Raw genomic sequence first — 10,980 nt, forward strand, 5'->3', positions numbered from 1 at the left:
ACTTCATTTACAACAGAGGCTGCGAACTAAAGTGCGAAAAATTCTTGACACGACCTGATGGCAAAGTTCTGCATATTATCTTTTACATTATTACGCATGATGTTTCATCCTTTCCATGCCCGATTCCGGCTGATTAAGGCACATTATAGGGAACAAGCGCGAAAAGTCACGGGACATCAGTTGGGATACGTCAAAAATTTGGACATCCTCCCTGCTCCGTTACCTTTTGGGACACAGAAGGTTCCCTGTCCATTGCCTGCATATGGACAGGGAACTAAGCTTTTCTGTGATATAACTGCAACAGTCCGGGAAGGAGATTCATTTTATGGAAAACAGTATGTCCCGTATCTTAATAGAGACCACTGTCCGGCAAACTTTGAAGGGGCTGAAAGAAAACCCCAAGCGGAGCATCCGGAATTTGGTGGACATGTCGCTGCATTTTTCCGAAGGCCGTTTTCAAAGCCACTTTTTCCAGACAGCCCGCACGATGCTGGAGCATGAGGACAGTGCGTACTATTCTCTGGTGGAGCATTCCACCAGCCACATCGAAACAGAGCACCTGGTGAAATTCGGTATGAATCTTGGGTATAACAGCTGTACCTGGGGCGCTCAGCGGATCCGGCGGAATGAACAGCGCCTTGGTTTCAACATTCCCTGGACGGTGCTTTTTCAAATGGATGATCTCCAGTGCCTGGACCATCTGTTTGAGTACGACAGTGCCATTACGGAGGGGGAACAGTTGGGTATCTATACCTGGGGACTTCTCTCCCGCACCGATCCGATGGCGCTGCTTCCGCTGATCGAGCACCATCCTGATAGCGCCTTTTTCTTGTTCTGCCGGCCGGAGGACGTGACCTCTGCCCTTCTGGATGAGATTATTCCCATCAAGCATCTGATGCTGGTGGTGCGCTGGGAGGATGGGACCGACGAGGTCTGCGCCATGCTGAGAGATGCCCAGCTGCCCTACTCGGTTTATGTACCCTATGATCAGAATGATCTGCAATCCATTACCAGCGGCGAACTTTTTGCGGACACACAGCAGCTGTATCCCCTGTTCACCATTCTGACAGCCAAGCCGGACTGCCCGACAAAGGTACAGGATCTGGTTTATCAGGCGGTAGTGAAAGCGCGCAATGGACAATCCTATCAGACAATACCTTGGGAACTGTATCACGATATCCGGAGTTTGGATGAAATCATCTCGGATGACGCCTGCTGCGTACTCTTTGACGGACATGGACAGCTGATAGCCCTGGATCATCCTGACTGTATGCCCTTCGGCAGCTTGTTTGAAGACGGGATAACCCCACTGATCCGGCAGGCCTATCCAAAGTCTGTGCCGATTGTATCCCGGTAACCAAAATATGAGGGCGTATCGCAGTTTTATGCGATACGCCCTCGGTTCTGTTTTATATCATCTGCGGCCTGATGCTGTCAGGAAGATGCCTGCTCTGTCTGAGCCATCTCCCGACAGATGGATTGAGCGCCGTCCTCCATAATCACTTTGATCTTTGCCAGAAATTGTTCCGGCGGCATGCACTCCTTGTTCAGCAGCCAGCGTTCCATGGCACAGAGCACCGCGTCAGTAAAAAACTCCATGATGAACTCATCCGGCTGCTCCTGCCCAAGCAGATGAGAAATGCGATCGGCCAAAAGCGGCCGGATATACTCACGGAAATGGTCACTGAAGGAGTTTTGCCCTTTGATTTGCAGCGCTTTGCGGTAAAATGCGTGGTTTTCATAAAAATACCCGCAAATTTTCTCGATAAACACCCAGCGTTCCTTATAGTTTGGATAATTGGCGTCCAGATTCTCATCCTTCATCAAGGCAATAAACTCCGTATCGAAGATCCAGTTCACAAGATCATATTTGTCCTTGAAGTGATAGTAAAAGCTCTTTCGATTCATATTGCAGCGCGCGCAGATTTGCGCCACATTGATCTTATCAAAGGGCTGTTCCAGCATCAGCTCCTTCAAAGAAGTCGCCAGAGCCCGTTTTGTGATATTGGAATCTGCCATACCCGATCCCCTCCCTTTGCGGCTGTAAAAAAAGAGGCTTACCTGCCCAAACAGATAAGTCTCGTCATTTAAGATAATACCAGGAAAGCTCCAGTATGTTGGTATCACCACACCAAAGTGCTGACTACTCCCTTATATAAAATCAGTATATCATATTGCCGGATCATTCTCAACACGATGGGACAGGTTATCTTTGGACAAATCGATTGGTGTGTCCAAATTTATAGCCTGTATCAGAACGAATGGTTCCTTCAAAGGCATAGGACAAAACGCATGTTTTGTCCCAAAATGTAACATTGATCCTGAAACTGAGAAAAAGTGTAACGTACACAGTGCTTTGCCCAATGAAATCAACGGGCTTCATGATTACAATATTCCTCACATACTGCACAATGGGCGCTGAATGCCAGTGCTGGCCTTTCGGGCTGTAAGTTTCGGTAAGAAGACCGTATCGATTTCAAACGAAGAGGTGTCACTGTATATGAAAAACGTAAGTCAAGCTCCAAGGGAGAGCATTTCTTTGCAGGCCCAGCCGGCTCACCTCATCCGCCACGTGGATGAGCGGCTGATGTCCTACAACATTGAAATGACAGAGGTGACCGGCGGTACGTTCTGGAAGTCGTATACCGCGGAGCAGATCGCCGGGACGCAGGAGTTTCCGACCGTTACAGCATTGACAGATGTGACCGCAATGCCGGAACTGATGCAGTGCTATCCCCCCATTGATCTGACCAATAAGCGTCTGCGGGAACTGGCCAGACAGCTGGGTCCTGCGTGGGTCCGGGTATCGGGCACCTGGGCGACGAAGACATATTACGACCTGGATGGGGTGACCGGAGGGAAACCCCCGGAAGGTTATGCCAATGTTTTGACTGGCGAGCAGTGGCTTGGTGTTTTGGACTTTGTGTCCTATGTGGGAGCAAAGCTCCTGATCTCGGTAAGTAACTGTGCCGGCGACCACCCAAACGGCGAAGCGCTGGATCTGACCCAGGCAAAAAAGATTTTTGACTTCAGCCACCACCACGGAGTGGATATCAGCGCCGTAGAGTTTATGAACGAACCCAATATGCTGGAACTGTCTGGTGCGCCAAAAGGCTATACCGCTGCTGACTACGCCCGTGACCAGGATATCCTGTATGCGTGGGTCCGGGCAAATTATCCCAAATGCCTTCTGGTTGGTCCATGCACTACCGGAGACCCCTCTGTAAAAAGTGTGGAAAGCAAGGACTTTGGAGCAGGAATTGCCGCTCTGACCAAGACCTGTACTACGCAGGAACTGTTGGAAGAAACACAAATCCCTCTGGATGTGTTCAGCTATCACTACTACAACGGGGTCTCAGAGCGGATCGCCGGAGTTATACCGTCTGCCCACTGGCCCGGACAGATGGCCCACACCGATGCATATTTGGCGGTCGCACCGGCCTGTGCCAAAGCCCATACGGCGCTGCGGGACAAATTTGTCCCCGGGGGACCAATGTGGGTTACGGAATCAGGGGACGCCGGCGGAGGCGGAAATACCTGGGCCTCCACCTATCTGGATGTTCTGCGCACCCTGAATGAATTAGGCAGCTACGGTACGATTACCGACGGTGTTATTTTCCACAATACTCTGGCCTCCTCCGACTACGGCTTTCTGGAACCCGGCAGTTTTTTGCCCCGGCCCAACTATTATGCCGTTTTGCTCTGGAACCGATTGATGGGAACAGCAATATATGATTGTGAGGCGATGAACAGAGACAGCGCCCATGTCTATTGCCGTTCTCGCAGGGATGGAAAGCCGGGAGCGGCATATTTGATCGTGAACAATTCGTTGACCGATGCACTTACCGTGACGCTTCCCAAAGAGGCCATGCGTTACACGCTGCATGCCCAGACGATGCGTTCTCCTACGGTTTTGCTCGACGGAAAAGAATTGACGATTTCAGGCGTTTGCAGGATTCCTGAGCTTGCTGCGCAGCGGCAGCCTCAGGGTAACGCTTTGCTTGCTCCGGGCAGCTGTACCTTCCTTATTTTATAACCGTATATTAGTTTAAAATAGCAACCAGGGCGCGGACTTGATCCCAAGTCCGCGCCCTGGTTTTACTCTGCTTTTAACCTTTTATGGTGCCACGAAATCCTTTACCGCCTGATAAATAGCGTCAGAACCGAATCCGTACCGCTTCATCAATTCATCGGGCGCGCCAGACTCACCAAAGCCGTCCTGCATGCCCAGGATACGCATGGGGACCGGATAGTGTTGGGCCAGGCATTCCGCCACCGCGCTGCCCATGCCGCCTGCCGCCTGATGTTCTTCCGCGGTGATGACCCGACCGGTTTTTCGGGCTGCGGCCAAAACAGCTTCCTGATCCAGTGGCTTGACGGTATGGAGATTGACCACCATCAGGTCGATCCCCTCCCCTGCCAACTGCTTGGCGGCCTCCAATCCCTCATAGACCATGGCCCCATTGGCAAAGAGCACTGCGTCTTTACCGTCCCGAAGTACGTTGGCCTTGCCAATTTCAAAAGGACTGTCCTCGTCGGTAATAACGGGCACCGCCTCCCGGCCGAAGCGGATGTAGCAGGGTCCCTCCCGCTCTGCCAAAGCCAGGGTGGCTTTCTCCGTCTCCACCGCGTCACAGGGAACTACCACCGTCATATTGGGCAGCACCCGCATGAGGGCAACATCCTCCAGGGCCTGGTGTGTGGCCCCGTCCGGTCCCACTGAGATACCCGCGTGGGCTCCGGCCAGCTTGACGTTGAGGTTATTATAGCACACCGTCGTGCGCATCTGATCCCAGGCCCGTCCGGCCAAAAACACGCCGTAGGTGGAGGCGAAGGGAATGATACCACCCAGAGCCAGACCGGAGGCGGTGCCTACCATGTCCTGCTCGGCAATGCCCATGTCCAAGAAGTGCTCCGGGTACTGATCCCGCACCCAGACCGTGCGGGTGGATTTGGCCACATCGGCATCCAGCGCCACCACCGGTTTTCCGTTTCCAATGAGCTTTAAGAGGGCCTTGCCGTATCCGTCACGCATGGGAATCTTGTTCATTGCTCTCCCTCCAATCCCAGTTCCGAAAGTGCTTGCCGGAGCTGCTCCGCGTTGGGGGCGTTTCCGTGCCAGTTGCAGTCGTTCTCCATAAAGGAGACGCCCTTGCCCTTGATGGTGTTGGCCATGAGCACCGTGGGTTTCCCTTTGCAGACCTTGGCCTGCCGGTAGGCCTCTACCACCGCTTGGATGTCGTGGCCGTCCAGCTCGATCACATTCCATCCAAAGTCCCGCCACTTGGCAGCCAAGTCGCCCAGATCCTTGATCTCGGCCAAAGTTCCGTCCAGCTGCACCCGGTTGTAGTCCACCATAGCGCACAGGTTGTCCAGCTTATGCTGGGCGGCCGTCATGACCGCCTCCCACACCTGGCCCTCCTGGAGTTCGCCGTCTCCCAGCAGACAGTACACTCGGTTGGACTTTTCCTGCATCCGGAAGGCCAGGGCCAGGCCGTTGGCAATGGACAGCCCCTGGCCCAGAGAGCCGCTGGAGCAGTCCAGCCCGGGGGTGTGGCCCATGTGGGGGTGGCCCTGGAGGATGCTGTCCAGCTTGCGCAGGGTCCACAGCTCCTCCACCGGGAAGAAGCCCTTGCGGGCCAGCACGCTGTACAGTACCGGCGCCACATGGCCCTTAGAGAGGATAAAGCGGTCCCGCTCCTCCCAATCGGGATGGCTGGCGTCCACCGCCATCTCACAGCTGAAGTAGAGCCCCACCAGCAGCTCCACGGCCGAGAGAGAGCCGCCGGGATGGCCGGAGCCGGCCTTGTGGGTCATGTTCAAAATGTCACCCCGCACCTGGGTGCAGAGGGATGATAAACTTTGATAATCCATGTCGACCTCCATTTCTGTTGTGTTTGAATTTGATTTGGCGCCTGGCCGTACTGTGACGGCCGGGCGCCAAAATGGGATTTATAGTAGGTTGTCAGGAAATCTTGGCGTAGCGCTCGTCGTAGTGCTCTCCGAACCAGACCTCAAACACACCGCGCTTAACCTTGGGGGTGAACTGGCTGACCACCAACATGCCAATGCCGGAAACCGCCAGTGCGCAAAGAATGGGATGAATGGGAGAGGACACCGAGCTGGCCACGATATAAACCAGGGTGCCGGAAATGGTGCCGAAGATACCAGCAGCGGGGGTAGCCTTCTTCCAGTACAGGCCGAAGAACAGGGGGAAGAAGAAACCAGAGGCCAAGCCACCGATAGCAAAGTTTACGATGGTCTGAAGGTACTCGCTGGGGAACATGGCAAACACAATAGCAACAACAGCAGCCAGAGTGGTGAAGATCATATTGCCCTTGTTCTCCTCTTCCATGGTCATATCAGGCTTCACCAGGGTCTTGTAGATGTCCTTGACAATGGTGGAGGCGATGATGATGAAGAAAGCGGCTACCGTAGACTGAATGGCAGCCACAGCGCCGGCAATAACGATGCCGGCCATGGCGGGGGGCAGCAGAGTGGACAGAAGCATGGGAATCACGTAGTCGCCGGTGGTTACGTTGGGGTTGACGGCATAGGCCAGAGGACCGATGCCGGACATGGTAAACTGGATGATGGTGTAGCCCAGGATACCCACGATGATGGCACGCTTCATAGTCTTGCTGCTGTTATAGGTGAAGGTCCCCATCAGGGCGTGGGGCAGCGGAATGAGTGCGAAGCTCTGCACACAGGCAGTGCCGATGAAGTACAGGGGTGCCCAGGTGGTGGCGTCCAGCAGAGAGGGCTTGGACTCCTGGACAAACTCCATGGCGGCCTGGAGAGAGCCATACTCCTCCAGAATGGCGCCGCCGGTCACAACATAGATGCTGATGACCGAGAAGATCATGATGGCACCCTGGAATACGGCGATCTTGGAGATGGACTTGATGCCGCCGGTTAGGGTATAGACTAGGGTGATCACAGCAAAGAGCAGCACGCCGATGCGATAGTTGCCGGTGCCGGTCACGACGGCAAACAGGCGGCCGCCGCCGGTAAACTGGCTGGCGGAGTAAGGAATGAGGAAGATGATGAAGCTCAGGCCCAGGAAGGTGGAGAACACCTTAGACTGGTAGCGGTGGCGGAACAGTCCCAGGACGGTCTGAGCGCCGGTACGGCGTCCCAGGATGGACATCTTTTTGCCCACACTGCCCAGAGACATAAAGATATTGATAAAGCTGCAAAATACGCACAGAGACCAGATGAATCCGGTTCCGTAGCTCATGCCCGGGCCGCCTACCATGCCGCCGCTGGACATAATATTGGTGACCATGATCAAGCCAACAGCCAGGGAGCCCAGGTTGCCGCCGCCGGTCAGAAAGCCGGCCAGCTTCTGGGAGCTGTTTTCATTCCGGGATGCGAATTTGACGTAGGCGCCCAGTCCAACAATGATTGCCGTATAGAGAATAAAGACAATCATGATGGCCTGCTGCGTGGAAGCGGAAATCGTAAATCCAAGATCCATCGTTATTTCTCCTCCTTGTCATCAGCTACGGCGTCCAGCTTGTGCGTGCGGATGACTTTGGTAGCCACCACCATGCAGATCAGGGACATACACAGATAGAACACGGTTGCCACGCCGTACCACATGGGCAGGCCCAAAAACCACTTTCCGTTGCCGTTGAGCGAGTAGATAATAGCGGCCGGGACCAGAATCTGGATCAAACCAATGACCACGATCATCCACATTTCCTTCTTGCAACGAATAAAACGCTTATCCTCTACGATGTCATTCACATCATAGTCTCTGCTCTCCAGGTCTTTTACGTCTGTCATCTGGAAATCCCTCCTTTTTGAATGGGAAAGTCTCGCATAAAGTCGAGCACGATCTGCTCAAAACGCTCGTGGTGGAAATAGAAGAAGAAATGCCCGCAGGGGCCGATCTTCACCAGGCGGTATTCCGTGCGGCTCTTGGTCACATAGTAGTCCATGGCCGCCTCCCCGTTTACCGCCGGGGACATGCTGCCCACAAAGAGAGTGGGTACTGTCACGGCCGGAATATATTCGGTAAAATCACGTCCCAGGAAATCGCTGTAAATGCTGAAAGCGATGTAGGGCGGTGTTTTCATGATCTCCTGCTGGATCCACTGGCGGTCCTCCTGGCTGATCTCGCCGGAAACCATGCCGTCGACCATGGCGTAGGCATCTGCCTCGTGATTTGCCATCATACCGATCAGGCGGGCGTTGGCCTTGTCCATGTTAAAACAGCGGTTTCCATGGAAGTTCCAATCTCCGTCAGAAAAGGGATAAAGGGTAGCATCCAAAATGCCCAGGCGGCGCACATAGCCATAGCCGCCAAAGAGACGCCAATACATTAAGGCAACCTGAGCCCCCATGGACCAACCTAACAAAGTGACATCTTCCAGATGCAGGTACTCAATCAGGTTCTTCACGTCCTGGGCCATGCGGGGCATAGTCACGCCGGACAGGGTTTTGGAGCTGGCACCATGCCCTCTCAGATCCATCAGAACGAGCCTGTGATTCTGACTGAGTCCTTTGATGTTTCGTTTGAATACCTGGCTGCTGCAGCAGAAACCGTGCAGCAGAACGATGGGTTCGCCCTGTCCATAATCCTCATAGTAGAGGATGGTTCCATCATCCGTCTCAAAAAAGTTTTGCTTGGTGTGAAGCATCCCGTTTCCTCCTTATTCCCTTATTTCACACTTAAAATCCCTTCTGTTCCACGTTGATGTGGATGTGGTGGCCGCTGTAATTGCCGGGAATCTTCTCCACCTCCAGCTTAGCGGCGGCCAGCAGCTTCTTCTGGTCGATGCCGGTCTCATAGCCCTCCCGGTCCAGCAGATAGACAAAGTCTTCCGTGGCGGTGTTGCCGGTGGCGCCGGGGGCAAAGGGGCAGCCGCCCAGGCCGCCCAGAGTGGTCTGCACCGTGTCTACCCCGCAGCGCACCGCCTCCAGGCTGTTGAGAATGCCCATATTGCGGGTGTCGTGGATATGTACCGAGAAGTGCACGTCGGGATAGGCGGCCATCAGAGCCTGGAAGGTCTCCCGAATCTGAGTGGGGTAGGCTACTCCAATGGTATCACAGATATTGAAGCTGCGGATACCCAAATCATACAATTTGCCTACAAAGTCCACCAGAGCGGGAACCGTCATCCGGCCCTCAAAGGGGCAGCCGAAGGCGGTGGCCACATCCAGGTCGATGTTCAGCTCAGGGAAGGTATCCATGATGCGCTTAAGTTCGTCAAAGGACTGTTCGTGGGTGCGGCGCACGTTGTTCTGGTTGTGGCTGACGCTCAGGGAGATAACCGGTGAGACTGTCTTCAGCCCCGCCTCCACGGCGGACTGGGCGCCCCGGAAGTTGGGGACCAGGGCGAACAGGTCCACCTCCGGGTGCTTCTCCAGCAGGGTCTGGGCGATCTGGGTGGCATCCTGCATCTGGGGGATAGCCTTGGGGCTGACAAAGCTGGTGCACTGGAGCTTCTTTACCCCGGAGGCCAGGATAGCCTCAATGATCTCCAGCTTAGTTTCGGTGGGGATCATCATGCAGCTGATGCTCTGAAATCCGTCCCGGGGACCGATCTCAGCTACGGTAATCTGCTTGTTCATACGCTTCTCCCCCTTTCTCAGAACACATTCTCTTCCTTGAGCTTGGCGATCTCTTCCTCGCTCATGCCCAGGCGTTCCTTCAGGATCTGCTCGTTGTGCTCACCCAGCAGCGGAGAGCGCATGCGGATAGAGGTCTTGTTGTTGGTAAACTTCAGGTGGCTGTTGGTGATCTTCACCTTGCCAGCCACAGGGTGGTCGCACTCCACAAACATCTCCCGGGCACCGGCAATGTGGGGATCTGCCACCACACGGTCAATGGTGTTGATAGGACCGGCAGGGATACCGGCGGCCAGGAGCAGCTCCACAATGTCGTCGATCTTCCGTTCCCGGGTCCAGTTTTCGATGATGGGCTTCAGGGCCGCGTGGTTCTCTACGCGCTTGATGTTCTTGTCAAACTTCTCATCCTCCAGCTCGGGGATCTGGAGCACGCCCTTGAGCAGGTTGTAGAGCTTGTCGTTGCCGCAGGCGATGATGACATAGCCGTCGGCGGCCTGGAAGGAGTCGTAGGGGTAGATGGCCTCGTAGCGGTTGCCGATAGGAGAGGGCACGCGGCCGGTGCACAGGTAGATCATGTTGATGATCTCCAGAGAGGAAACCATGCCGTCCACCAGAGAGATGTCTACCTTGTCGCCCACGCCGGTCTTCAGGCGGTTGCAGTAAGCAGCCAGTACGCCGATGCAGCAGCTCAGGCCGCCCACCACGTCGGAGATGGCGGTGCCGGTGCGGGTGGGCGGGGTATCGGGCCAGCCGGTGGTGCTCATCAGACCGCTCATGGCCTGGCCAATAATGTCGTAGCCCGCCCGCTTGGAGTAGGGGCCGTAGTGGCCGAAGCCGGACACGCAGCCGTAGACGATGGCGGGGTTCACCTTGCGCAGTTCTTCATAGCCCAGGCCCAGCTTGTCCATGACGCCGGGACGGTAATTCTCCAGCACGATGTCGCTCTGCTTCACCAGCTCCAGGAAGATCTTCTTGCCTTCCTCGCTCTTCAGGTTCAGGGTCATGCCGTACTTATTCCGGTTCAGGTTCATGAAGTAGGCGCTCTCGCCGTTGACGATGGGGGCGTTGCCACGGGAATCGTCTCCCCGTCCGGGCAGTTCGATCTTGATGACGTCGGCTCCCATGTCTGCCAGCATCATGCCGCAGTAGGGACCAGCCAGCACTCGGGTGAGGTCCAGTACTTTTACTCCACTTAAAATTCCAGCCATGTTAATTACCTCCGTTTTTTAAATTTTGTGAGTAAAAAGTACCATGTTACAAGAAGATTAACAATTTGTTGAACTTTTTCAATAAAATTTGGAGAGTGATGTTTCAAAAATCAAGAATAGAAGTAGCGTGAAACAAAATACAGTGGACAGGTCGTCATTTTTGGACGATAGCACGACGGATTCTGCTGTGTTT

Annotated in this window: 10 protein-coding genes; 2 read left to right on the forward strand and 8 right to left on the reverse strand. The window is 54.5% G+C overall.

Features of this window, described 5'->3' with window-relative positions:
- Positions 1 to 325 precede the first annotated feature (325 nt).
- The gene (locus tag ACLTXB_RS17860; RefSeq protein ID WP_428227871.1) at positions 326 to 1,357 is read left to right on the forward strand and encodes a hypothetical protein; all 1,032 of its coding nucleotides are present in this window, start codon (positions 326 to 328) and stop codon (positions 1,355 to 1,357) included.
- Between the two features lie 77 nt (positions 1,358 to 1,434).
- Here the strand turns inward: ACLTXB_RS17860 and ACLTXB_RS17865 are convergent, their stop codons facing one another.
- Positions 1,435 to 2,019, reverse strand: a complete 585-nt coding sequence (locus ACLTXB_RS17865; protein WP_428227872.1) for a TetR/AcrR family transcriptional regulator C-terminal domain-containing protein — start codon at positions 2,017 to 2,019, stop codon at positions 1,435 to 1,437.
- Positions 2,020 to 2,500: 481 nt separating this feature from the next.
- Here ACLTXB_RS17865 and ACLTXB_RS17870 point away from each other — a divergent pair, with 481 nt between their 5' ends.
- Positions 2,501 to 4,036, forward strand: a complete 1,536-nt coding sequence (locus ACLTXB_RS17870) for a beta-glucuronidase (RefSeq protein ID WP_428227873.1) — start codon at positions 2,501 to 2,503, stop codon at positions 4,034 to 4,036.
- Between the two features lie 81 nt (positions 4,037 to 4,117).
- Here the strand turns inward: ACLTXB_RS17870 and ACLTXB_RS17875 are convergent, their stop codons facing one another.
- The 7 genes from ACLTXB_RS17875 to ACLTXB_RS17905 form a co-directional block, all read right to left on the reverse strand.
- Positions 4,118 to 5,050, reverse strand: a complete 933-nt coding sequence (locus ACLTXB_RS17875; protein WP_428227874.1) for a transketolase family protein — start codon at positions 5,048 to 5,050, stop codon at positions 4,118 to 4,120.
- Complete coding sequence (locus ACLTXB_RS17880) at positions 5,047 to 5,874, reverse strand: transketolase (protein ID WP_428227875.1); 828 nt, start codon at positions 5,872 to 5,874, stop codon at positions 5,047 to 5,049. The genes ACLTXB_RS17875 and ACLTXB_RS17880 overlap by 4 nt, the downstream gene beginning before the upstream one ends.
- 91 nt (positions 5,875 to 5,965) lie before the next feature.
- Positions 5,966 to 7,480, reverse strand: a complete 1,515-nt coding sequence (locus tag ACLTXB_RS17885; RefSeq protein ID WP_110440576.1) for a sodium:solute symporter family transporter — start codon at positions 7,478 to 7,480, stop codon at positions 5,966 to 5,968.
- A gap of 2 nt (positions 7,481 to 7,482) precedes the next feature.
- Complete coding sequence (locus ACLTXB_RS17890) at positions 7,483 to 7,791, reverse strand: hypothetical protein (RefSeq protein ID WP_110440577.1); 309 nt, start codon at positions 7,789 to 7,791, stop codon at positions 7,483 to 7,485.
- Positions 7,788 to 8,648 (reverse strand): alpha/beta fold hydrolase, encoded by an 861-nt coding sequence (locus ACLTXB_RS17895; RefSeq protein WP_428227876.1) that lies wholly within the window; start codon positions 8,646 to 8,648, stop codon positions 7,788 to 7,790. The genes ACLTXB_RS17890 and ACLTXB_RS17895 overlap by 4 nt, the downstream gene beginning before the upstream one ends.
- A gap of 31 nt (positions 8,649 to 8,679) precedes the next feature.
- Positions 8,680 to 9,582, reverse strand: coding sequence for a hydroxymethylglutaryl-CoA lyase (locus tag ACLTXB_RS17900; protein ID WP_428227877.1), 903 nt, complete (start codon positions 9,580 to 9,582; stop codon positions 8,680 to 8,682).
- A gap of 17 nt (positions 9,583 to 9,599) precedes the next feature.
- The gene (locus ACLTXB_RS17905) at positions 9,600 to 10,787 is read right to left on the reverse strand and encodes a CaiB/BaiF CoA transferase family protein (protein WP_428227878.1); all 1,188 of its coding nucleotides are present in this window, start codon (positions 10,785 to 10,787) and stop codon (positions 9,600 to 9,602) included.
- Between the last annotated feature and the right edge of the window lie 193 nt (positions 10,788 to 10,980).

The sequence above is a fragment of the Flintibacter sp. genome, from assembly GCF_046973065.1.